20 protein-coding genes are annotated in these 22,599 nt (G+C 66.7%); 11 read left to right on the forward strand and 9 right to left on the reverse strand.

Annotated features, from left to right (window positions below; all coding sequences use genetic code 11):
• Positions 1 to 88 precede the first annotated feature (88 nt).
• The 4 genes from ACFWU2_RS03240 to ACFWU2_RS03255 are packed head-to-tail and all read right to left on the reverse strand — an operon-like array spanning position 89 to position 3,510.
• Positions 89 to 661, reverse strand: coding sequence for a TetR/AcrR family transcriptional regulator (locus tag ACFWU2_RS03240; protein WP_378600520.1), 573 nt, complete (start codon positions 659 to 661; stop codon positions 89 to 91).
• Between the two features lie 25 nt (positions 662 to 686).
• A complete protein-coding gene (locus tag ACFWU2_RS03245; protein ID WP_378600523.1) occupies positions 687 to 1,583 on the reverse strand; it encodes a metal ABC transporter permease in 897 nt (298 codons plus the stop codon).
• Positions 1,580 to 2,446 carry a metal ABC transporter ATP-binding protein gene (locus ACFWU2_RS03250; protein ID WP_169622760.1) on the reverse strand — a complete coding sequence of 289 codons (867 nt, stop codon included), beginning with the start codon at positions 2,444 to 2,446 and terminating at the stop codon, positions 1,580 to 1,582. The genes ACFWU2_RS03245 and ACFWU2_RS03250 overlap by 4 nt, the downstream gene beginning before the upstream one ends.
• 26 nt (positions 2,447 to 2,472) lie before the next feature.
• Positions 2,473 to 3,510, reverse strand: a complete 1,038-nt coding sequence (locus tag ACFWU2_RS03255; RefSeq protein ID WP_378600528.1) for a metal ABC transporter solute-binding protein, Zn/Mn family — start codon at positions 3,508 to 3,510, stop codon at positions 2,473 to 2,475.
• A gap of 154 nt (positions 3,511 to 3,664) precedes the next feature.
• On the opposite strand from ACFWU2_RS03255, the gene ACFWU2_RS03260 reads away from it, so the two are divergent.
• Positions 3,665 to 4,771: a substrate-binding domain-containing protein gene (locus ACFWU2_RS03260; protein WP_378600531.1), complete on the forward strand. Its 1,107-nt coding sequence runs from the start codon at positions 3,665 to 3,667 to the stop codon at positions 4,769 to 4,771.
• Between the two features lie 7 nt (positions 4,772 to 4,778).
• Here the strand turns inward: ACFWU2_RS03260 and otsB are convergent, their stop codons facing one another.
• Positions 4,779 to 7,337, reverse strand: a complete 2,559-nt coding sequence (gene otsB / locus ACFWU2_RS03265; protein WP_378600534.1) for a trehalose-phosphatase — start codon at positions 7,335 to 7,337, stop codon at positions 4,779 to 4,781.
• 73 nt (positions 7,338 to 7,410) lie between these two features.
• A complete protein-coding gene (kstR, locus tag ACFWU2_RS03270; protein ID WP_169622756.1) occupies positions 7,411 to 8,067 on the reverse strand; it encodes a cholesterol catabolism transcriptional regulator KstR in 657 nt (218 codons plus the stop codon).
• Between the two features lie 91 nt (positions 8,068 to 8,158).
• Between kstR and ACFWU2_RS03275 the strand changes: the two genes are divergently transcribed.
• The 8 genes from ACFWU2_RS03275 to ACFWU2_RS03310 all read left to right on the forward strand — a co-directional run bounded on the left by ACFWU2_RS03275 (position 8,159) and on the right by ACFWU2_RS03310 (position 17,109).
• On the forward strand, positions 8,159 to 10,294 hold the full coding sequence (locus ACFWU2_RS03275) for an acyl-CoA dehydrogenase (RefSeq protein WP_378600573.1): 2,136 nt from the start codon (positions 8,159 to 8,161) through the stop codon (positions 10,292 to 10,294).
• Between the two features lie 68 nt (positions 10,295 to 10,362).
• The gene (locus ACFWU2_RS03280; RefSeq protein ID WP_378600576.1) at positions 10,363 to 11,412 is read left to right on the forward strand and encodes an acyl-CoA dehydrogenase family protein; all 1,050 of its coding nucleotides are present in this window, start codon (positions 10,363 to 10,365) and stop codon (positions 11,410 to 11,412) included.
• A complete protein-coding gene (locus ACFWU2_RS03285) occupies positions 11,397 to 12,548 on the forward strand; it encodes an acyl-CoA dehydrogenase family protein (RefSeq protein ID WP_378600579.1) in 1,152 nt (383 codons plus the stop codon). Before ACFWU2_RS03280 ends, ACFWU2_RS03285 begins: the two co-directional genes overlap by 16 nt.
• A complete protein-coding gene (locus ACFWU2_RS03290; RefSeq protein WP_378600582.1) occupies positions 12,545 to 13,558 on the forward strand; it encodes a bifunctional MaoC family dehydratase N-terminal/OB-fold nucleic acid binding domain-containing protein in 1,014 nt (337 codons plus the stop codon). Before ACFWU2_RS03285 ends, ACFWU2_RS03290 begins: the two co-directional genes overlap by 4 nt.
• A complete protein-coding gene (locus ACFWU2_RS03295) occupies positions 13,555 to 13,959 on the forward strand; it encodes a MaoC family dehydratase (RefSeq protein WP_378600589.1) in 405 nt (134 codons plus the stop codon). The genes ACFWU2_RS03290 and ACFWU2_RS03295 overlap by 4 nt, the downstream gene beginning before the upstream one ends.
• Positions 13,956 to 15,122 (forward strand): lipid-transfer protein, encoded by a 1,167-nt coding sequence (locus tag ACFWU2_RS03300; protein ID WP_378600592.1) that lies wholly within the window; start codon positions 13,956 to 13,958, stop codon positions 15,120 to 15,122. The genes ACFWU2_RS03295 and ACFWU2_RS03300 overlap by 4 nt, the downstream gene beginning before the upstream one ends.
• A gap of 176 nt (positions 15,123 to 15,298) precedes the next feature.
• Positions 15,299 to 15,721, forward strand: a complete 423-nt coding sequence (locus ACFWU2_RS03305; RefSeq protein ID WP_378600595.1) for a hypothetical protein — start codon at positions 15,299 to 15,301, stop codon at positions 15,719 to 15,721.
• 62 nt (positions 15,722 to 15,783) lie between these two features.
• The gene (locus tag ACFWU2_RS03310) at positions 15,784 to 17,109 is read left to right on the forward strand and encodes a diacylglycerol/lipid kinase family protein (protein WP_378600646.1); all 1,326 of its coding nucleotides are present in this window, start codon (positions 15,784 to 15,786) and stop codon (positions 17,107 to 17,109) included.
• Here the strand turns inward: ACFWU2_RS03310 and ACFWU2_RS03315 are convergent.
• Entirely contained in the window at positions 17,096 to 17,566 is a 471-nt protein-coding gene (locus ACFWU2_RS03315) for a hypothetical protein (protein ID WP_378600649.1), read from the reverse strand. The two genes, ACFWU2_RS03310 and ACFWU2_RS03315, sit on opposite strands and share 14 nt — an antisense overlap.
• A gap of 332 nt (positions 17,567 to 17,898) precedes the next feature.
• Here ACFWU2_RS03315 and ACFWU2_RS03320 point away from each other — a divergent pair, with 332 nt between their 5' ends.
• Complete coding sequence (locus tag ACFWU2_RS03320) at positions 17,899 to 18,876, forward strand: ATP-binding cassette domain-containing protein (RefSeq protein ID WP_378600652.1); 978 nt, start codon at positions 17,899 to 17,901, stop codon at positions 18,874 to 18,876.
• A complete protein-coding gene (locus ACFWU2_RS03325; protein ID WP_378600655.1) occupies positions 18,873 to 19,676 on the forward strand; it encodes an ABC transporter permease in 804 nt (267 codons plus the stop codon). Before ACFWU2_RS03320 ends, ACFWU2_RS03325 begins: the two co-directional genes overlap by 4 nt.
• A 48-nt stretch (positions 19,677 to 19,724) precedes the next feature.
• Here ACFWU2_RS03325 and ACFWU2_RS03330 read toward each other — a convergent pair whose 3' ends face one another.
• Complete coding sequence (locus ACFWU2_RS03330) at positions 19,725 to 20,789, reverse strand: alpha/beta hydrolase (protein ID WP_378600658.1); 1,065 nt, start codon at positions 20,787 to 20,789, stop codon at positions 19,725 to 19,727.
• Positions 20,790 to 20,822: 33 nt separating this feature from the next.
• Positions 20,823 to 22,568 carry a cholesterol oxidase substrate-binding domain-containing protein gene (locus ACFWU2_RS03335; RefSeq protein WP_378600661.1) on the reverse strand — a complete coding sequence of 582 codons (1,746 nt, stop codon included), beginning with the start codon at positions 22,566 to 22,568 and terminating at the stop codon, positions 20,823 to 20,825.
• Between the last annotated feature and the right edge of the window lie 31 nt (positions 22,569 to 22,599).

The following is a 22,599-nucleotide window of genomic DNA, read 5'->3' on the forward strand; positions in this document are numbered from 1 at the left end:
ATCCCCCGGATGGTCGTGTCGACCTCGGGAGTCTTCGGACAGTCGGCCCCGGAGGCTTCGCAAAACTAGACACTCGCGGGCCGTAGTGTCAAGATCCGGGTCCTGCTTCGGGTCGGGTATGCGACAGCGCCGGTCCGAGCCACCGGGTCAGGAAGCGTCTGAGTTCGTCGTCGGAGTGCACCGCCTCGTCGTCGAACAGCACCACGGACAACCCGAGGAACAGCGAGATCTCGATGATGTCCTCGAGCTGTGATTCCACCTCGGGGTGCCGGGCAACCAGCGGCGCGAACAGGGTGCGCGCGACAGGCTTCGCCCGCGCGACCATGCCGTTGTCGAACACCGGATTTTCTCGTTCCGAGCGCAGCAACGCGCCCAGGATGGCGTTGTCGCGCACGACGGTCCGGCTCGCGACGATGAGTTCGACGACGTAGTCGGCAGGGGTTTCGATATGTCGGAGGCACGTGTGGATCCCCGCGAGTGCCTCCACTGCCACTCCCGCGACGGCCTGGGACACGAGTTCCTCCCGGGACCCGAAGATCGAGTACACGGTCTGCCGGGACACGCCGGCAGTGTGTGCGGCGCCGGCGATGGTCACGCCTTCGAAGCCGACCTCCCCGATCAGTGCGACGGTGGCGTGCAGAATCTTGTTACGGGACCGCATCGGACGATTGTCCGCTACCTGGTCGTCAGTGCCGGACGGTGCTCGCGGACGGGGTGCGGCCGACGCCCCGTCGCCTGCGCGACGACCCGATCATCCGGCACACCAGGTAGATGACGAAGGCGATGGTCGTGATGAAGCTGGACACGGGGACTCCGGGCGCGAGCGCGAGGAGGATTCCTCCCACCGCGGCGATCTCCGCGAAGATCACCGACAGCACGGTTGCGGCGAGCGGTCCGCTCACGACGCGGGAGGCGGCAGCGGCCGGTGTGATGAGCAGCGCCATCACGAGCAGGGCGCCGACGATCTGCACGCCGAGAGCCGCGGTAACCCCGACGAGCACAGCGAAGACGATCGACAGTGCCCGGACCGGCACGCCACGCGCGGCGGCGACTTCAGGGTCGGTGCTCGCGAACAGCAGCGGACGGTAGATGAAGATCAGGGTGCCGATGACTACCACCGCGCACGTCGCGAGCAGAGTGATGCCCGTTCCTCCCGGCGCCACGATCTGACCGGTCAGCAGTGAGAACGCCGCGCCGGTCCGGCCGTCGTACGCCCAGAGCAGCAGCACGGCCAGTCCGAGGCCGAACGCCATGACCACACCGATCACGGAGTCTCGTTCGCGCGCGCGGGTTCCCAGGATGCCGAACAGGATCGCGGCGATCACCGCGCCCACCACGGCACCGAGCCCGACGGAGACGCCGAGAAGCAGGGCGGCGGCCGCACCGGTCAGGGACAACTCGGAGGTGCCGTGGACCGAGAACGCCATCTGCCGGCTGATGATCAACGGGCCGATGATCCCGGCGAGGAGACCGAGGATGGCACCGGCGACGAGAGCCTGCTGGACGAAGTCGTACTGCAGGAGGTCGGCGGTGGTGTCGAAGTCGAACAGCCGTCCCATGGCGTCGGTGAACTTGCTGCTCATGCGTCGTCCTCGTGTTCGTGATGGTGAACGCCCTCGCCGGGACGCAGACCGCCGGCGCTGCCGAGCGCGTCGATGGCGTCCCCGGTACCGATGACGACGAGGCGCCCACGCACCTCGAGGACCTCCACGTCGGTGCGGTAGAGCTCCGAAAGAACCTCCGAGGTCATGACTTCGGAGGGCGTGCCGATGCGGAACTGACCGTCCACGAGGTAGAGCACGCGATCGACGAGCGGGAGGATCGGATTGATTTCGTGCGTGACGAACAGGACGGCGGTGTTGTGGTCGCGACGGCGCCGGTCGATGAGCGACGAGACGAGGTGCTGGTTGGCGAGGTCGAGGCTGAGCAACGGCTCGTCGCACAGCAAGACGTGGGGATCGCCGACCAGCGCCTGCGCGATACGCAGACGTTGTTGCTCACCGCCCGACAGGGCGCCGATGGGAGCCCCGGCGTATGCCTCGGCTCCCACCTGCGCGAGTGCCGCGTCCACCGCGACTTTTCGTTGCTTCCAGAAACGGATCCCGGTGCCCCAGCGGTGACCGTCGACGCCGAGACCCACCAGGTCGCGCCCGCGCAGGGGGACACCCTCGTCGAGTGTCTTCTGCTGCGGCACGTAGCCCAGATGCGAATTACCGGCACGCACCGGTGATCCCGCGATGGTCGCGGTCCCGCCGCTGAGCGGCAACTGGCCGAGGAGGACTTTCAGCAGGGAGGTTTTGCCCGCCCCGTTCGGTCCGAGGACGGCGACGAACTCGCCCGGTTCGATAGTGAGATCGAGATCGTCCCAGAGCACACGATCGCCGAATGCCAGGCGCGCGCCGCGGAGTTCGACCGCGTGGGCGCGGTCGGGTGTCGAAGAGTTCACCGGAGTCCGTGTTCTCGAGCGGGTGGTCAGGATTCGGTGTCGAGTGCGGAAGCGAGTGCCTCGGCTGTCCTGGTCTGCCACTGAATGTAGTCGACACCGTCGGGCAGGGTTTCGGAAACTTCGACGACAGGAATACCCGACGCCTCTGCTGCCGCGCGCATCTCACGGCTCACCTTGTCCTCGGTCTGCGGGTTGTACAGCAGTGCGCGGACCTGCTTGTCGAGGAGTAATTGCCGGGTGGCCGCAATGGCGGCGGGCGACGGGTCGGTGCCGTTCTCGATCGCATTCGCGAAGTCTGCGGGTACCTCGTCGCGGAGTCCGGCGGCGGTCACCAGGTAGGTCGCGATGGATTCGGTCTGCGCGACCGGGGCGTCGGGATGGTCCGCGGCGATCGAGGCCACGCGATCGGCGACGGCGTGCAGATTGTCGTGGAACGCTGCGGCATTGGCTTCGTAGGTGGCGGCACCCTCCGGATCGAGTTCCGTGAGGCGATCGGCGACGGCGTGCGCGACCGCATCGGCGGTCGCGAGGTCGTACCAGACGTGCTCGTTGACGCCGCTGTGGTCGTGCCCGTCGTGCGAGTGACCCGTGCTGCCCGCCGTGTCGTCGGTACCGGCGGCCTCGTGGGAGTCGTGGCTATCCGCGGTGTCGTGGGTGTCCTCGTGGTCGTGGTCGGCGTGCAGATCGGACCCTTCGCCGGATTCGAAGAGCGCGAACGCCTCGACGGTCGCGGGGTTGCCGCTGCCGGACTCGAGGATGTCCTCGACGAACTGGTCGTATCCACCACCGTTGTAGACGACGAGCGACGCGTCGCTGATCGCCGCCGCGTCGAGCGGGCTCGCCTCGTAGGAATGCGGGTCGGCCGACGGTTCGGTGATGAGGGACTCGACCTCGATACGGTCTCCGGCCACGGCTTGGGCGACGGAACCCCACACGTTGGTGGAGGCGACTACGTGCAGGGTGTCCTCGTCATCGGATCCTGTGGTCGCGGACCCGCACGCGGCCAAAGTGGTCGCGCAAGCCACGGCAGCGGCCGCGAGCGCGGTACGGGAGGACAAACGCACTGTGGTCTTCTCCTGATCGAGAGTCGACGAACGGCCCCGGAGGCGCGCCCAATCGTTATTGGTAATCGTTACCGTTCCACTTTAGCGGGTCGAGAAGGTGAATTACGCCGTCCCCGCGTCGCCGTGACGAGACCCACAGGACTACGGTCCCCTCATGCCCAGGTCCCGTCAGCCCCGCCGACAGGCGACGCTGGCCTCGATCGCTGCCGAACTGAAGATCTCCCGCACCACGGTGTCGAACGCGTACAACCGGCCCGACCAGCTGTCCGCGGAACTGCGCCAACGTGTTCTCGACGTGGCCAAACGCCGGGGGTACGCCGGCCCGGACCCGATGGCGCGGTCCCTGCGCACCCGCAAGGCCGGTGCTGTCGGCGTTCTTCTCACCGAGGCGCTGAGCTACTCGTTCCGCGACCCCGCCGCCATGCGATTTCTGTCCGGCCTGTCGGAGGCCTGCGAGGCAGCCGGGCAAGGTCTGCTGCTCATCCCCGCCGGTCCCGGACGCGCCGACACCGAAGCCGCGCAGGTCGTGCACCGATCGTCGGTGGACGGGTTCGTCGTCTACTCCGTGCCGCCCGAAGATCCGTACCTGGCCGCGGTGCTCGAACGGAACCTGCCGGTCGTGGCGTGCGACCAGCCGCGCGGTTTCGACCACACCCCTGTGGTCGGCATCGACGACCGGGGCGCCATGCGGGATCTCGCCGCACACCTCATCGGACTCGGCCACCGGCACATCGGCATCGTGTCCATGCGACTCGGGCGCGAGCGCCACGACGGTGTCGTCGATCTGTCGACCCTCGAGGCCGGCGGATTCCACGTGCAGCACGAGCGCATCCTCGGAGTACAGGACGCGATGCGGGCGGGCGGGCTGGATCCGGCCTCGCTCACCGTCGTCGAGCGCTACACGCACACCTCGGAAAACGGGCTGTCGGGCGCGGCGCAGATCATGAGCGTCAACCCCAGGATCACCGCATTGATGTGCACGACCGACGTTCTCGCGCTCGGCGCCCTGGCGTGGGCCGACCAGACGGGGCTCGATGTGCCGGGCCACCTGTCGATCACCGGCTTCGACGGGATCGACGAAGCGCTGCGCGAAGGACTCACCACGGTGCGTCAGCCGCAGAAGGACAAGGGGCGCCGGGCCGGCGAACTACTGCTCGCCGCCCCGGCGCATTCCGGCGTTCCGGTGCTGGAGACGCTCGATACCCAGCTCTGGTTCGGCAAGACCTCCGGCGCCGTCGAGCGCGAGTGGTACGCCGAATAACCGTCTCTCAGCGCGGCGGACCGGACAGCAACTGCGCGCACCGCAGCAGACCGATGTGGCTGTAGGCCTGCGGATGATTGCCGAGCGAGCGTTCCGCCACAGGATCGTATTCCTCGCTGAGCAGGCCGGTCGGGCCTGCGGCGGCGACGAGCTGCGTGAACAGCGCCTCGGCATCGTTCCGCTGCCCGATCAGGAGATACGCCCCGACCAGCCACGCGGCACAGAGGTGGAAACCGCCTTCGGTGCCGGGGAGCCCGTCGTCGTGCCGGTACCGGTACACCGTCGACCCGCTGCGTAGTTCCGCTTCGGTTGCCTGCACGGTTGCGTGGAATCGCTTGTCGTCCGGGTCCACCAGTCCGGTCAGCCCGATGAACAACGTCGCCGCGTCCAGATCGGTACCGTCGTACGCCGCGGTGTACGACTGGACGTCTTCGTTCCAGCCCTTCTCCTTGACCTCTTCGGCGATCTCGCGACGAAGCTCGGCCCAGCCCTCACCGGCGGGACGACCGAACTTCTCCGCGAGGGTGAGTGCGCGGTCGACGGTGAGCCAGCCCATGACCTTCGAATACACGTGGTGCCGCGGATTGTCGCGGATCTCCCAGATGCCGTGGTCCGGCTCGAACCAGCGGCGCTCGACCGCGAGCACCATGGCGCAGACCAGTTCCCAATCGCGGTCGGTGAGTGCCTGCTCGTGGGCCACGCCCCGCTCCTCGCGCCGATGCGCGAGTTCGGAGATCAGGTCGACGATCGGACCGAACACGTCGAGCTGAACCTGCTGGTTCGCCGCGTTGCCGACGCGAACGGGGCGCGAACCGGCGTACCCCGGCAAGCTGTCGAGAACAGCCTCCGGAGGCAGCGCGCCACCTGCCAGCGTGTACAGCGGATGCAGTCGCTCCGGTCCGGGCAGGGTCTCGAGCACCCCGTGCACCCAATCGAGGTAGTTCTCGGCTTCTTCGAGCGATCCGACTCGCACCAGTGCCTGTGCGGTCAGCGCCGCATCCCGCAGCCAGCAGTAGCGGTAGTCCCAGTTGCGGACCCCGCCGATCTCCTCGGGAAGCGACGTGGTGGCCGCTGCGAGGATCGACCCGGTCGGCGCGTGGACGAGGCCGCGCAGGGTCAGAGCCGAGCGCTTCATCAGATCCGGCTTGAGGGGCGGCAGTTCCAGGTTGTTCGCCCACGTGCTCCAATACGCTTCGGCCTGGGCGCGGCGCTCCTCGTGGGGCACCGGATGCTCACTCAGATCATCTGTACCGCAACGAAGTTCGAGCACGACGTCCCCTTGGGAGGGGTCGACGACGGCGTGCGCCGACTGGTGCGCGCCGTCGGTGGTGATGTCCCAGCGCACGCCGGGGGATCGGAGAACGTAGGGCTCGTTGAAACCCGTCACCCGGATTCCGTCGTCCGTGACCTCCAAGGTCACCTGTCCCTGTCCGAACTCGGGACGCGGCGCGAAGGTCACCAGTGCGGTCGCGCGGCCGGTGATCACCCGGGTGAGGTCGGTTCTGCCCGGCTCGACGTCGTGCGGCAGGTAATCGATCACGGCGAGGGCAGCCCAGCGGGTGACGACAGTCATCGTGGAGTCCACGTAGCGCTGGCTCAGCGGCAGCGACTCGCGGGTGGGGCCGATGGTGAAGTGGCCGGCGGATTCTCCGCCGAGCAGGTGGGCGAACAGCGCGGCCGAGTCCGGCTCCGGGTGGCACATCCAGGTGATGGTGCCGTCCGGGGTGACGAGCGCCTTGGATCGGGGGCTCGCGAGCATCGTCAATCGCTCGATAGGTGCGGCATTGGCACCGGACAACCACGTGCGACGTTCCTCGAGGAGAAGCGCGAGGGCCGAGTTGACGTCCTCGGTGGTGCCGACCCGGTACTCCGCGGCGGTGTCGCCGTCGCCGACCTTCACACCCACGTCGGGACCGTGAAGTGACTCGAATGCTTTCTCGTCGGTGACGTCGTCGCCGAAGAAGATCGCCGCGGTCGCGGCATCCTGGTGTCGGATGAGGTCGAGGGCCGCACCCTTGTCGGTGGCCACGACCGACAACTCGATCACGGACTTGCCTTCGGTGGCCTGCACGCCCGGACGCAGCGCGAGGTCGCCGCGCACGATCTCGAGTGCGCGCTCGGCATCTTCCGTGGATGCGTTGCGCACGTGCAGAGCGACGCTCGCGGGCTTGGTCTCGATGTGTACGCCCTCGAACTTGTCGGCGACCGACGCGAGTCCGTCGACGAGCACGGTCAGCAGTTGCTTGGCTTCGGGATCGATCTCGTTGATGAAACCGATGTCGAACTCGGAACCGTGGCTACCGACCAGCTTCACCTCGATGGGCAGACGCGACAGCGCGGCGAGATCCTTCAACGATCGGCCGGAGATCACCGCGGCGGATGTCGAAGGAAGAGCGGCGAGTCCACGCAGGGCGCGAACGGCGTCGGCCCGGGGATACGCCTGCCCCGGGTCGGCGACGATCGGCGCGAGGGTGCCGTCGTAGTCGGTTGCCACCAGCAGTCGCGGTGTACGCGCTGCGGCGACGAGGGCGCGTCGGAGATCGATCGGAAGGTCGTGGGCACTCACGCGAACCAAGGTAAGCGAAGAAAAGCGTCAGGGTGTCGCCGGAGCGGCTCCTGCGGTGGTGTTTCCCGTTACATCAGGCGCCGGCAGTGGCGGACGACGGACGTGCACCCTCACCGAGCAGCAGGTCGACCGTCAGTTCCAGGCGTCGTGCGACGTCCGTAGCGGACGACCGGCGGGTCAGCCATGCGACGAGGTTGGACAGCCACACGTCGCTGATGACGCGGGCGATCGCGAGTTCCTCTTCGTCGGGCTCGCCGTCGTTCATGGCCTTGGCGAACAACCGGTCCATGAGCTTGCCGACCTGGTCGACCTCGGCGGCGGCGGATGCGTCGGCGAACATGAAAGCGCGCGTCATGGCCTCGGTGAGCAGTGGATCGCGCTGCATCGCCTTGGTGATGAGACTGAGGATGAGGTGCATCCGTTCCAGCGGGCTGTGCCCCGGCGGGATCTTTCCCTTGCTCTCGATCCGGGCGAATTCACGCCCGAGGGCCGAGACCAGCAGGTGGACCTTGGACGGGAAGTACCGGTAGAGCGTGCCCACGGCGACGTCGGCCCGTTCGGCGACGGCGCGCATCTGGACGGCTTCGTATCCGCCCTTCGACGCCAACGCGAGGGTGGCGTCGAGTATCCGCTTGCGACGTTCCTTCTGGGCATTGGAACTGAGATCGTCCTCGGTGAGGGCGGTCAACGTTCCGGTGCCGTTGGAACGTGAGCGGGACGGGGTGGCCATAACTTCGTTTCCTCACGCCTTGACTCTGAACCGGTGTCATATTAGAACACGTTCTAGGTAACCATGTCATTCCGAAAGGCGGAAACCCGCTGTGAGTATCGCCACCACCGAAGAACAGCGGGCCGTTCAGGCATCCGTTCATGCCTGGTCACGAGCCACGGTTCCACTGGCAACCATACGTCGGGGGACTGACGGGGCGTGGCGTGACGGGTGGTCGTCTCTCGCGGAATTGGGACTGTTCGGTGTTGCTGTTCCGGAGGCATCGGGAGGGTTCGGGGCGACCACCGTCGATCTCGCGGTCATGCTCGAGCAGGCCGCACACGAACTGGCCGCGGGTCCGGTGCTGACCACCGCTGCGGTGGCGATCGTGTTCGGCCGCGGCGGCGACACGACGGCCAAGACGACCGCACAACTCGTCGAGGGCGCCCTTCCGGCCGCCCTTGCACTGGACTCCGAGGTGCGGGCGGAACCGGCGACCGAGGGGTTCGTCCTCACCGGTGACGCGGGTCCCGCCATCGCTGCCGAGCCGGGCGTCGCGGTGCTCGTGCGACTCGCCGGGGATCGAGAACGCTGGGCACTCGTCGACGCTGACGCTGCCGGTGTGCGTCTCGAGCCGCTCGACACGCTCGACAAGTCGCGGGCTCTCGCCCGGGTGCGCCTGGACGGTGTCGCCGTGACGGCCGACCGTGTCGTCGAGGTCCCCAGCGGATTCGTGCGGGACCTCACTGCGGGGCTGGCAGCGGCCGAACTCGCCGGCATCGCCGGCTGGGCACTGACGACCGCGGTCGAGTACGCGAAGATCCGCGAACAGTTCGGCAAACCCATCGGCGCGTTCCAGGCTGTCAAACATCTGTGCGCCGAAATGCTGTGCCGCACCGAGAAGATTCGGGCCGTGGCCTGGGATGCGGCACGCGCGATCGATACCGATCCGGACGAGCTTCCCGTGTCGGTGGCCGTTGCGGCTGCCGTGGCACTCGACGCTGCCGTGCAGACCGCGAAGGATGCGATCCAGGTGCTCGGCGGCATCGGCTTCACGTGGGAGCACGACGCCCATTACTACCTGCGCCGTGCCGTCGCCACCCGTCAGTTGCTGGGCGGTTCCACGGAGTGGCGCGCCCGCGTCACCGAACTCGCGCGCGGCGGCGCCCGCCGGCACCTCGGTATCGATCTGTCCGAGCACGAGAGCGATCGCGAGCGTATCCGGCACGACATCGCTTCCATCGCAGCGCAACCCGAGGAGCAGCGCCGTGCCGCGCTGGCCGAATCCGGCTATCTCGCGCCGCACTGGCCACCCCCGTACGGGCGCGGGGCAGGCCCGGCCGAGCAGATCCTCATCCAGCAGGAACTCGCCGAGGCCGGTGTCGACAGGCCCGATCTGGTGATCGGGTCGTGGGCTGTGCCGACGATCCTGGAGCACGGAACCCCGGCGCAGCGAGAACGATTCGCGATGCCGACGCTGCGTGGCGACATCGTGTGGTGCCAGTTGTTCTCGGAGCCCGGTGCCGGTTCCGATCTCGCCGCGCTCCGGACCACTGCGGAGAAGGTGGACGGAGGGTGGATCCTGCGTGGGCAGAAGGTGTGGACCTCGCTCGCGCACGAAGCGGATTGGGCGATCTGCCTGGCGCGAACCGACCGCGAGGCACCCAAGCACAAGGGCATCACCTATTTCCTCGTCGACATGAAATCGGAGGGGATAGCGGTATCGCCGCTGCGGGAGATCACCGGCGACGCGCTGTTCAACGAAGTGTTCCTCGATTCGGTGTTCGTTCCGGACGACTGCGTCGTCGGTCCGCTCGGCGGCGGGTGGAAACTCGCCCGCACCACGCTCGCGAACGAACGCGTGGCGATGGGGGGCAAATCGTCGTTCGGTGCGGCGATCGAGGAACTTCTGGAACTGTCCACACCGGGTGACGCCGTCGCCGACGACCGGATCGCCGTACAGATCGGGGAGGCGACGGCCGGTTCGCTGCTCGATCTACGCACCACGCTCGCCCAACTGGGCGGGCAAGACCCCGGTGCTGCCTCGAGCGTGCGCAAACTCGTCGGCGTACGTCAGCGACAGGACACCGCCGAACTCGCCATGGATCTCGCCGGCGAGGCGGGCTGGGTGGAAGGTCCGCTCACCCGCGAATTCCTCAACACCCGGTGCCTGACGATTGCCGGTGGTACCGAGCAGATTCTCCTCACGGTCGCAGCGGAGCGACTTCTCGGACTTCCTCGGGAGTAGGGGGTGCTTCCCGCGGGACACCACCAAGTGCTACAACTGGAACACGTTCTAGCACGAAGGTGGTAACGGTGGACTTCGCACGTGACGAGACGCAGGAGGACGTTGCCGGCGTCGCGGCCGACCTGCTCGCCCGCGACCTGGGCGCCGACGTCCTGTGGAGAGCCATGGGAGAGGCCGACCTGCTGTCGCTGGCCCTGCCCGAGCGACTCGGAGGTTCGGCGCTCGGTGTCGCCGAGGCCGCCACCGTGCTCACCGAGGTCGGACGTTCGGCGGCACGGATCCCCGCGCTGCCGACCATCGGCTTCGGGGTACTTCCCGTTCTCGCTCTCGCCACCGAGACACAGCAGGACGTCCTGCTCGACGGTGTCCCCGGCGGTGCGGTCCTCTCCGCCGCGCTCGCCGAACCGGGCCGTCCGTTCCCCGGCCGGCCCGGGGCCACCGCCACCGCGACGGACGGCGGTCACGCCGTCACCGGATCGTTCGTGGCCGTGCCTTACGCCGATCGCGCGCGGTTCGTCCTGGTGCCGACCGACTCCGGCGTCGTCGCGGTCGATCCGAACGCCGAGGGCGTCACGCTGAGTAACAGTCCCTCGGCGGTCGGCGACCCCGAGTTCTCGATACGGCTCGACGGCGCGGTGGGAACCCTGCTCGGCGACGGCCTCGACGGTGCGGAGTCCGTGGCCACGCTCTACCGTCTCGCGATCGCCGCGATCGCCGCTTACTCGGACGGATTGCTTTCGGGAGCAACCGATCTCACCGCCCGCCACGTCAGTGAGCGGCACCAGTTCGGTAAGCCGCTCGCTACCTTCCAGGCAGTGGCCCAGCAGATCGCGGACGTCTATGTCACCGCCCGGACCCTGCATGTCGCCGCATTGTCTTCGGTCTGGCGTGTGTCCGGAGGTCTCGACGCCGACGACGATCTCGACGTCACCGCGTACTGGATCGCTGCGGAACTTCCTCCCGCCATGAGGGTGTTGCACCACCTGCACGGCGGTATCGGGGTGGACGCGACCTATCCGCTGCACAGATACTCGTCGACCGCCAAGGATCTTGCACGGTGGCTCGGCGGCGCTTCGTACCGACTCGACCTCGTGGGGGCCCGGTGTTCATCGATCTGACCGACGACCAGCGTGCGCTGCAAGCCGAGTTGCGCAGCTACTTTTCGAATCTCGTCTCCGCCGACGAAGCCGCGATCATGCGCACCGAGCGGCACGGTCCCACCTACCGCGAAGTAGTCCGCCGAATGGGCAAGGACGGATGGCTGGGAGTCGGATGGCCCGTCGAATTCGGCGGCCACGGTTTCGGCGACGTCGAGCAGCAGATCTTCGCCAACGAAGCCATGCGTGCCGACGTGCCGCTGCCCGGTGTCACGTTGCAGACCGTCGGCCCGACCCTGCAGGTCTACGGAACCGACGAGCAGAAGCGCAAATTCCTCCCCGCGATCCTCGCCGGTGAGGTCCATTTCGCCATCGGCTACTCCGAGCCCGAAGCCGGGACGGACCTTGCGGCGTTGCGCACCACCGCTGTGCGCGACGGCGACGAGTACGTGATCAACGGGCAGAAGATCTTCACCACCGGGGGCCACGACGCCGACTACATCTGGCTCGCTGTCCGCACCGGTTCCGCCGACTCGCGGCACCGGGGCATCTCGATTCTCATCGTCGACACGACCGACCCGGGATTCAGCTGGACGCCGATCATCACGTGCGACGGTGCGCACCACGTCAACGCCACCTACTACAACGATGTGCGGGTGCCGGCGAACATGCTCGTCGGTGAGGAGAACAAGGGCTGGCGGCTGATCACCACGCAGCTCAACCATGAGCGCGTGATGCTCGGACCGGCGGGCCGGGTCGCGGGCATCTACGAACATCTGCACGACTGGGTGCAACGGCACAACCTCCTGGGCGAACCCGACGTGCGCCGCGCGCTCGGGGAGATCCATGCGACACATCGGCTCAACGAACTTCTCAACTGGCAGGTCGCGGCGAGTGAGAACGACGCCGTCGACATCGCCGATGCGTCGGCCACCAAGGTGTTCGCCACGGAACGGATCCAGCGGGTCTGCCGACTTGCCGAGGAGGTCGTCGGACGCCACGGCGACCCGGCCGACACCGACACGGCCGATCTGCTGCGTTGGCTCGACATGATGGCCAAGCGGAACGTGGTGATCACGTTCGGGGGCGGGGTCAACGAGGTGATGCGAGAACTGATCGCCACCGCTGGTCTGGGTATGCCCCGGGTACCGCGGTGACGGGCGCACAGACGGCCGGCGCGGAGAGTACGGCAGACGAGATCCTTGCGGCCGCCGAACGCGTGCGCCACGACGGGCCGTCCGCACCCCGGTTCGGTCGCGATCCCGTCAATCTCCCGATGATCCGGAACTGGCTCGAAGCGATCGGTGACGACAACCCGATCTACACCGACGAGACCGCTGCGGTGGCAGCCGGGCACGGCGGTCCGGTCGCACCGCCCGCCATGGCTCAGGTCTGGACGATGCGGGGTCTCGGTGCCGAGCGGGAGAAGGACGATCCACTCGGCCGGATGACGCAGATCCTCGACGACGCGGGGTACACGTCGGTGGTCGCCACCAACTGCGACCAGATCTACCACCGCTACCTTCGCCACGGTGAGCACGTGACGATCGAGTCCACGCTCGAGGATGTGGTGGGTCCGAAGAAAACCGGTCTCGGGGAAGGGTGGTTCTTCACCACCCGCAACGTGTGGAAGGTCGGCGACGAAGTCGTCGCCGAAATGTTGTTCCGCATCCTCAAATTCGCTCCGCCGAGCGAGTCTGCCGAACCTGCCCCGCAGGACACGGTGCCCGAGGATCTGGACCCGTCACGGATGATGCGGCCGTCCGCGTCGCGCGACACGCAGTTCTTCTGGGACGGCGTCGCCGGCCACGAGTTGCGCATCCAGCGCCGTCCCGACGGCACGTTGCAGCACCCGCCGGTACCGGCGCTGTGGCTCGACAAGGACGAGACGACCGACTACGTGGTCTCGTCGGGCCGGGGGAGGGTGTTCAGTTTCGTCGTGCACCACGCACCGAAAGTTCCGGGTCGGCAGGTACCGTTCGTCGTCGCGCTCGTGGAACTCGACGAGGGCGTGCGCATGCTGGGAGAACTCCGGGGAATCGATCCGTCGGACGTGAGAATCGGGATGCCTGTCGAGGCAACGTATCTCGACTTCCCCGGCGACGACGACACCGGAGGAACCCCGTGGACGCTGTACGCCTGGAAGTCCCTCGAGGAGGATTCGTGAGCACCGATGCGGTGACGGCAGGACAGGCGCTCCCGCCCTTGTCGATCCACGCCGACCCGACGTTCGTCGTCTCGACGGCGTTGGCCACCCGCGACTTCCAGGACGTGCACCACGATCGCGACAAGGCGCGGCAGCGCGGGTCCAAGGACATTTTCGTCAACATCCTCACCGACACCGGCCTCGTCCAGCGGTACGTCACGGACTGGGCAGGTCCTCGTGCAGTGGTGCGATCCATTTCGCTGCGCCTCGGCGTGCCCTGGTACGCGTACGACACCCTCACTCTCGCCGGCACGGTGGCGGCCGTCGACGACGGTCTGGTCACCGTCGACATCATCGGGCGTAATGCGCTGGGCGACCACATCACCGCGAAGGCGACCCTCGTGATCGGAGATGCCGAATGAGCGGCTTGTCGGGCAAGGCGGTCGTGGCGGGCATCGGTGCCACCGACTTCTCGAAGGATTCGGGCCGGAGCGAACTGCGACTCGCGGCGGAAGCCGTGCGGGACGCGCTCGACGACGCCGGACTTGCCCCCTCCGACGTGGACGGCCTGGTCTCGTTCACGATGGACACCAATACCGAAGTCGCGGTTGCGCGTGCGGTGGGCATCCCGAACCTGAAGTTCTTCTCGCGCATCCATTACGGCGGCGGCGCGGCGTGCGCCACCGTGCAGCAGGCGGCGATGGCCGTCGCGACCGGCGTGGCCGACGTGGTGGTCGCGTACCGCGCGTTCAACGAACGTTCCGGCGCGCGATACGGGCAGGTGAACAGCACTCTCGCCGCCCAGGTGAACGCCTCGGGTACCGACAACGCGTTCTCCTACCCGCACGGTCTGAGCACACCCGCATCGTTCGTGGCAATGGTGGCGCAGCGGTACATGCACGTCTCGGGTGCCACCGGTGCGGACTTCGGAGCGGTGGCTGTCGCGGACCGGGCCCACGCGGCGAACAACCCGAAGGCGTTTTTCCACGGCAAACCCATCACCTTGGACGACCACCAGAACTCCCGCTGGATCGCAGAACCGTTGCGGTTGCTCGATTGCTGTCAGGAATCGGACGGGGGTGTGGCGCTGGTGGTGACCACGCCCGAACGTGCGAAGGATCTGAAGCAGGTCCCCGCGGTGATCGCGGCGGCGGCGCAAGGCAGCGGACCGGATCAGTACATCATGACGAGCTATTACCGCGACGGGCTCACAGGTCTCCCGGAGATGGGCATCGTCGGGAACCAATTGTGGGAACAATCGGGCCTCGGCCCGAAGGACATTCAGACTGCGGTCCTGTACGACCACTTCACGCCGTACGTGCTCATGCAGCTCGAGGAACTGGGATTCTGTGACCGCGGCGAGGCGAAGAACTTTGTGGCCGACGGGATCGAACTCGGCGGCAGGCTGCCCATCAACACGCACGGCGGGCAACTCGGCGAGGCGTACATCCACGGCATGAACGGAATCGCAGAAGCGGTCCGCCAGATCCGTGGGACGTCGTGCAATCAGGTCGACGACGTCGAGAACGTGCTCGTCACAGCGGGCACGGGTGTGCCGACGTCCGGTCTCGTCCTCACTCGCTGAGCCGCTACCGAAGTCGTGTCTTCTCCGCGGTCCGCGGGCTGGAACGGACGGGGCACACCGGGTCCCGAGATTTTATCGGCACGGATACGGGTGTCGGAGAGAAACTTCGATCTTGCTGACGTGAGTGGTCGGCGCGCGCATACTACGACTATCACTCGCCTCCGAAAGGGACGACCATGTCCGAAGAAGTGCGCGCCACTCGGCGCGAACCCAGTGTGAAGCAAGGCATCGCGGCGGGCACATCGGTAGGTGCCGCAATAATTCTCGCGACCCTCGGTGTCGTATCCCTGTTGCAGGGCATCGCAGCGGTGGCAGAGGACGAAATATTCGTCGTCGGCGTGGCGTATACCTACGAATTCGACGTCACGACCTGGGGCTGGATCCACATCGTGGTCGGTGCGTTGATGATCCTCATCGGTGCGGCGCTCTTCACCGGCGCCACCTGGGCGCGCGTGACCGCCATTGTCATCGCGGCGATTTCCATCATCGTCAATTTCCTGTGGCTGCCGTATTACCCCTGGTGGTCCATCCTCATCATCGCGCTCGACGTCGTGGTCATCTGGGCTGTTTCCACTTGGGATCCGCGTAGCTATGCGTAGGGCCGTCCGGGCGGTCTAGCCGCACGTCTCGGTGACCGCGCCCGCGCGCCCGTAACCCGACGATGACCGCACCTGTGGACGAGTCCCACAACGGGTTCGCCCTGCGGTGGGCACGCCTCGCCTGGATTCTTCTCGCGGCGGCGTTGGTCGTACCGATCGTGGTTGCGGGCCTCCGCGGCGCAGTGCTGTTCACGGTGACGAGCATCGCGGCCGTGGTGGTGGCCGTCGTTGCCGTCTACGGGTTTCTCACGTGGCGTGGTCTTCTCCGGCTTGCAGCGCTCGTGTCGGCGCTGTGTGCTCCGATCGTCGTGCTGGTCGTGATCGTGCGAGAGCGCGAGTTGTGGGTGATCCCGCTCGAGGCGGCTCTCGTGATCGCGGCATTCGGATCTGCCCGCGCCGCGCTGCGGATCCGTTCTTCCGAATCCACGATGCCCGAATACCCTGCGGAGACTGTGCACCGGCCGTTCCTCGTGATGAACCCGCACTCCGGCGGTGGCAAGGTCGTCCGTTTCGACCTGCGACGACGAGCCGAGGAACTCGGTGCCGAGGTCGTAATGCTCGAGGGGCCCGAATTCGTCGATGTCCAGGCGCTCGCGCGCCGGGCGGTGGCGCGGGGAGCCGATCTGCTCGGTGTTGCCGGCGGTGACGGCACTCAGGCACTGGTCGCGGGAGTGGCTGCGGAGCATGGGATTCCGTTCTTGGTGATCAGTGCCGGCACGCGCAACCACTTCGCGCTCGACCTCGGGCTGGACAGGGAAGACCCCGTGGCCGGTCTCGAGGCGCTGCGCGACGGTGTCGAATTGCACGTCGACCTCGGAAACATCGACGGTCGGCCCTTCGTCAACAATGCGTCCTTCGGGGTCTACGCCGAGATCGTGGAAAGCCCTCAATACCGCGACGACAAGGCGAAGACCGTTCTCGACCTGTTGCCCGACCTGCTGGACACCAGCGCACACGCAGGATTGCGCGCACGTATCGACGGCACGGTTCTCGACGGTCCACGCGCGCTGCTCGTGAGCAACAATCCGTACACCACGGACGATCTGGTAGGGATGGGTCGGCGTCTTCGGCTCGATCGAGGCAGGCTCGGCGTCATCGCTCTGTCGATGCACGGAGCCGGCCAGATCGTCGGAGTTCTCCGCCGGGCGCGGACCAGGGGTCTCGTCCAGCGCACGGCCGCGGAAGTCGTGGTGTTCTCGGACGAACACGACATCGCGGTCGGTGTGGACGGGGAGTCTGTGCGGATGCCGTCGCCGGTGCGCTGCACGGTCGTCCCGGGTGCGTTACGCGTCCTCGTGCCCCGCGACCGGCCGGGGATGCGGATTCCCCGGCCGGTTCTGGATTGGGTACAGCTGTCCCGGTTGGCGCGTGCGACTACCAGACGTTGACGACGCCACCGCACGACGTGGTCGGGATTGCCCACAACGGGATGCTGTTCACTGCGCTGACGGTGAATTCGACGTCGCCGGGGCCCGAGCGCACGTCGAAGCGCGCCACTCCGCTGCCCGGGTAGGCGACGTTGACGGAGTCGGTGACGGTTCCGCGCGCACCCGTGTTGCGGTTGTGCCAGTCGAGGCGAACGTCGGACCGATATCCACCGGCGAAGAACCACAGGCTGGATACGTCGGGTAGGGACAGTTCGATCCTTCCCGGTTCGGTCTGCCATCCGAACAGCCGTGCCGGCGCATACGGCTGGTCCACGATGTAGGGGCTGATGCCCCAGCAGCGGTTCATCGGAATCGGAGTCTCTGCAGCGGCGGTTCCGGCGCCCACCCCGAGTCCGGTGAACATGCCTGCGGCAACGAGAGCGGAAGCGGCGGTGCGCCGGAGGAATCGTACGGTCATACAGGCCCCCTTCTTATGGAATGAGCGCTCAGTAGAACACGCGATGTCATTCCGCGCGAAGGATTTCGGGCTGGCCTGGGCCGGACGGCAATCTCCGCCGTGGGCCAGGGCGATGCCTTCTCGCTCGTGCGGCTGACCCTTGCCGCAACCTTCGAATTCCACGCATACCTCACCCGGAAAAGCCCGGGTTGGCGCCTCGTGCGGCCGATGCGTGGGGTACTGCCGGAGCAGCCGATTCCGAACGTGTGCGATTTCTGCGATGAAAAAACCGGTCGAAACGTGTCGGTCATGTAGTGCAGACTGACGACGCAACCACCAGTCAGGGAGGACTCATGGCCGATGCCATAGTCGCAGAAGGACTGATCAAGACTTACGGAGACGTCAAAGCCCTCGACGGAATCGATCTCCAGGTGCCCGAAGGGACGGTCACGGCGCTGCTCGGTCCCAACGGGGCGGGCAAGACGACGATGGTCCGGGTACTGACCACTTTGATCGTGCCCGACGCCGGTAGCGCGCGGGTAGCGGGCTTCGACGTCGTGAACGACGCCCGCGCACTCCGCTCCCACATCGGAGCGTCGGGGCAGTATGCGGCGGTAGACGAATACCTCACCGGTTTCGAGAACCTCGAAATGGTCGGCAGGCTCTACCACCTAGGCGTCAAACACAGCAGGGACAGAGCGCGCGAACTGCTCGCGCAGTTCGATCTCGAAGAGGCAGGAGATCGCCCGGTCAAGGGCTATTCGGGAGGTATGCGCCGACGTCTCGATCTCGCAGGCGCGCTGGTCGCCGAACCGCCGGTGCTCTTCCTCGACGAGCCCACCACCGGCCTGGACCCGCGGGCGCGGCTCGGGTTGTGGGAGGTCATCGACACTCTGGTGGCGCGTGGCACCACGCTCCTGCTCACCACCCAGTACATGGACGAAGCCGAGCGCCTCGCCGACGACATCGCGGTGATCGACCGCGGCAAGGTCATCGCGCGCGGGAATGCCGACGAACTCAAGAGCCTGGTGGGCGGTGAACGCATCGAAATCGGTGTGCCCGATTCCCGAGACCAGCAAGTCGCATGCCGCGAACTCGCCTCGGTCGCGTCGGGCGAGATCCAGCTCGATTCGGGAACCGGAAAGCTCACCGTCCCCCTGAGTGGCGCGGGGGGCGGGGCAGGCGCCGAAGCCCTCGTCGCGGCGCTGGGGAAGCTCGCGGTGGCGGGCGTTCGCGTGACCGATGTGGCACTGCGAAAGCCGACACTCGACGACGTGTTCCTCACCCTGACGGGCCACGAGGCAGAGAAGACAGAGGAGGCGGCGCAGTGAATTCGGTACAGCTGGTCACATCGGACGGCCTCACCATAGCCAAGCGCAACATGATCAAGATCAAGCGCGTGCCCGACCTCATCGTGTTCACGATGCTTTCGCCGATCATGTTCGTCCTGCTGTTCGCCTACGTGTTCGGTAGCGCGATCGACATTCCCGGAATGTCGTATCGCGAATTCCTCATCGCCGGCATTTTCACTCAGACGGTGATCTTCGGGTCCACCTGGACCGGATTGGGAATGGTCGAAGACCTGCAGAAAGGCATCATCGACCGGTTCCGGTCGCTGCCGATGGCACCGTCGGCCGTCCTGATCGGACGGACGACCACGGACGTGCTCATCAACGTGGTCAGTCTGGTCGTGATGTCGCTGACCGGTCTGGTGGTGGGGTGGAGGATCCACTCGTCGTTCGGGGAGGCCGTAGCGGGTTACCTGCTGTTGCTGCTGTTCGCCTACGCGTTGTCGTGGGTGATGGCCGTGGTCGGAATGTGGGTCCGGACGCCCGAGGTGTTCAACAATGCGAGCTTCATGGTGATCTTCCCGCTGTCGTTCGTCGCGAACACCTTCGTCGATCCGTCGTCCATGCCCCCGGTGCTCCGCACGATCGCCGAATGGAATCCACTGTCGGCACTGACGCAGGCTGTGCGAAATCTGTTCGGGAACACCAACCCGATGGTTCCGCCGCCGGACGTGTGGCCGCTGCAGCATCCGATTATCGCGTCGCTCCTGTGGACCGCGTTGATACTGATCGTGTTCGTACCGTTCGCGATCTACAGGTATCAGAAAGCGGTCAGCCGCTGAGTTTTCCGGTGGACCGCGGCTTCCCGGTGGACGCTCGTGGTGGCGGGATCAGCGTGCTTGCCGAGTTGCCCAGTCGTTGATCGCCACCGCGAACTCCGCCGAGACGGGGAACAATGCCACCACGTCGGCGGGGCTCGGAGGCACCGGGCCGAGTTCTTCGAGGCTGTGGTTCGCGGTGGCGAAGTGCTCGAACTGCAAGTCGGTGTGCTCGAGAGCCCGTCGCAGCGGGTCGACCTGTGCGCAGCTGATATTGAGATCCTTGTCCGAGCAGGTGAGTAGCACCGGTGTATCCGCCGCCAGGTCTGCGGCCAGCGCGGGCGGATCGAGCCGGTCCGCCTCGGCGAGGAACTTGGCGTTGGCCTCGTTCAAACCGAGTTGCGCGACCAGAGGATGCTGGTCCGCAGGGACGGTACCCGTGGTGCGCAGCGATTCCACGGTCCGCGGCACGTCGGTTCGCACCGCCTCGGCCTGGTCCGGGCTCAGCTGCCCGGACTCTGCCACGGCCATGAGCTGTGCCGACAGCAGGTCGAGGTAGCGCATCGGGAGGGGCTGGAGAAGCCCGAACCCGTCACCGATTCCCCTGTCGGCGAGAGCGAGTGCGGTCAGGCCGCCTTCGCTGTGCCCGAGAACGAGGACGTCCGACGTGGAGATTCCGGTCCGCGTGGCGAGCAGGTCGGCTGCGGCCGCGGCGTGATCGACCTGCTCGACGAAGCCGTACTCGCCGACGGTATCCGCCGTGAACTTTCCGAGTCCTGTGTCGCCTGCCCCGATCTTGTCGAAACGAAGGCTGGCGATCCCCTGTGCTGCAAGCGAATCGGCCACCCTCAGCAGCACGTCGGAGGACGCAACCCCCGGCTGATTGCCGTTGCGATCGGTCGGACCGCTACCGGGCAGCAACAGCGCAGCACCGGTGGTGGCACCGTTCGGGAGTCGGAGACTGCCGTGGAACGTGCTGCCGTCGGCGTCGAAGGTTACGGCGGTGTCCTCACCCGAGGGCAGGATGACCGAACCGGTGTCGGGCATCGCCGACGCCGTTCCGGCGAGCGTCGCCCCTCCTCCCAGCACCAAGATCGGTACCGCTACCGCACCAGCCCACCGTCGCAGATTCCGCATGGGGCAGAACATTAGCAAAGCTGACGAGACCGGTCAGGGGAGCAACGTGTCGATGAAACTGTTGCTGAACACGCGATGAGGATCCAGCCGGTTGAACACCGCACGCGCCGAATCCCAATTGTCCTCGGACGGAACGCCTTCGCGATAGGTGTCGGGCAGGCTCTGCGTGATGATAGACGCATCGGTGTACGGCAGGTCCGGGCCGAATGCCCACCCTTTCGACCATTCCGGCCGGAACGTCGAATCTTCGCCGTTGTACCGCTGTCTCATCCACTGTTCCATTTCACGGTAGAACGCGAACATGCCGGGGGTTCCGGGTACGCCCAGCACATTGAGCCAGATGGCCGTGTCCCACTCCGGGTGGTCGGGCCGAGGACGCGTCGACGCGAGCGTCGGCGACCCGGCAGAGGGCACGAGAACATCTTCCGGCCGGTCCAGACCGCAACAGCGGATCTCGACGGGCCCGTTGAGCGGGTACTGCCCGAGCGCGCGGTAGTGCTCGATCCGCTCCTGGAACCAGTGCGTGAAGTCGTGAATGACGGTGGCGATATTGGCGCGATCGGTGAGTACGGCGCCGCCGCCCTCGGTGAGACGCAGTGTCGTCGCCTTGATGTAGAACTGCAGGTCCTTCGACCATCCCCAGATGTCGGACGACGCGGTGGCTGCCAGTCCCGCAACCGTCACACCGTAATAGGTCTGCCCGAACGCCGGGGCGATCGCGGTGTTGCCCGCCGTCAACCCGCCCAGCAGATCGGTGATCGGCTCCGGGACGTTGTCGGAGAACGGATAGTTGTACGGCCCGTGTACTTCTCGGGACGAGACGGGCTTCTCGGGTGCGAGAGACCAGACTTTCAGCCACGGCTTGTCGGTGAAGGGATACCAGATCGCCTCGGCGCGCCCGGTACTGCTGACGAACGACTCGAAGGTCCGGCCCTGGGCGCCGGGGAGAGAGAACAACTCGTCCCATGGGATGTCGGTGAAGCTCTGACAGCGCATGCGGTAGTTCGGTCCGGCCTGCAGAGTGACGGAGGTGACGAATGTCCGGCCCAGATGGCACAGCAGCGGCGAGATATCGGGATCGGCGCGGGTGAACGTGCGCAACGAATACGCGCTTCCGTCCCATACGACGGCGGTGAGCTCGGTGACGAGATTGCTCAACGACCCGAAGGTGTGTCCGGGCTCGGTGGATTCACCGTCGGCAGGCAGCGCAGCTCCGTGTGCGTTGACGGCGAGCGAACCGGCGATCGTGAGAACTCCGGGTGCGGGGAGGTTCGCCCAGCCGAGGCCGTGCTGTTGAAGTGCGGTGGTGATGGCGTCGAGTGTGGCGCCGGGACCCGCCGTTACCGTGGGGGGAGAGCTTCCGGGATCGACGTCCACCCAGTCGAGGTGGGCGATGGTATCGGCGAGGATCACCCGGTCGATGGGTGCGCCGTTGACGACCGTCAGCGGCGTCCAGCCGTGCATCGCGCCCCGCGGCCGGATCGTGTAGCCGTGCTGGTGACCCCAATTGACCAGACGCACAACATCATCCGGCGTTCTCGGCGCACAGGTCCAGATTGCGTCCAGCATGATCTCCTTGGACCAGTTCTGGTACGCCTGCTGGTACAGGGCGATGCCCTCGGGAAAGGTCGGCGGTGTCGGAAGGGTGCTCGCTGCCGAACCGGAAGGGACTGCGTGGGCGGGTGTCCAGCCGCCCAGTGCGGTGGCCGCGAGGGTTCCGGCGCCCACAGCAAGGAAGCCACGCCGAGACAGGGACGGCGACGAATCTCGAATTGCCATGTGTGTGTTTACTTTCCCCAGGGTGGTGTTG

Origin of the sequence: Rhodococcus sp. NPDC058639, from assembly GCF_042717545.1 — a bacterium.
In the GTDB taxonomy this organism is placed as follows: domain Bacteria; phylum Actinomycetota; class Actinomycetes; order Mycobacteriales; family Mycobacteriaceae; genus Rhodococcus.

Excerpts from the sequence above, each read along its gene's own strand:
- ACFWU2_RS03310 (WP_378600646.1), top strand. The coding sequence starts at position 15,784 with ATGACCGCACCTGTGGACGAGTCCCACAACGGGTTCGCCCTGCGGTGG.
- kstR (WP_169622756.1), bottom strand. The coding sequence starts at position 8,067 with ATGGCCACCCCGTCCCGCTCACGTTCCAACGGCACCGGAACGTTGACC.
- ACFWU2_RS03260 (WP_378600531.1), top strand. The coding sequence starts at position 3,665 with ATGCCCAGGTCCCGTCAGCCCCGCCGACAGGCGACGCTGGCCTCGATC.
- ACFWU2_RS03240 (WP_378600520.1), bottom strand. The coding sequence starts at position 661 with ATGCGGTCCCGTAACAAGATTCTGCACGCCACCGTCGCACTGATCGGG.
- ACFWU2_RS03335 (WP_378600661.1), bottom strand. The coding sequence starts at position 22,568 with ATGGCAATTCGAGATTCGTCGCCGTCCCTGTCTCGGCGTGGCTTCCTT.
- ACFWU2_RS03245 (WP_378600523.1), bottom strand. The coding sequence starts at position 1,583 with ATGAGCAGCAAGTTCACCGACGCCATGGGACGGCTGTTCGACTTCGAC.
- ACFWU2_RS03305 (WP_378600595.1), top strand. The coding sequence starts at position 15,299 with ATGTCCGAAGAAGTGCGCGCCACTCGGCGCGAACCCAGTGTGAAGCAA.
- ACFWU2_RS03330 (WP_378600658.1), bottom strand. The coding sequence starts at position 20,789 with ATGCGGAATCTGCGACGGTGGGCTGGTGCGGTAGCGGTACCGATCTTG.
- ACFWU2_RS03315 (WP_378600649.1), bottom strand. The coding sequence starts at position 17,566 with ATGACCGTACGATTCCTCCGGCGCACCGCCGCTTCCGCTCTCGTTGCC.
- ACFWU2_RS03300 (WP_378600592.1), top strand. The coding sequence starts at position 13,956 with ATGAGCGGCTTGTCGGGCAAGGCGGTCGTGGCGGGCATCGGTGCCACC.
- ACFWU2_RS03320 (WP_378600652.1), top strand. The coding sequence starts at position 17,899 with ATGGCCGATGCCATAGTCGCAGAAGGACTGATCAAGACTTACGGAGAC.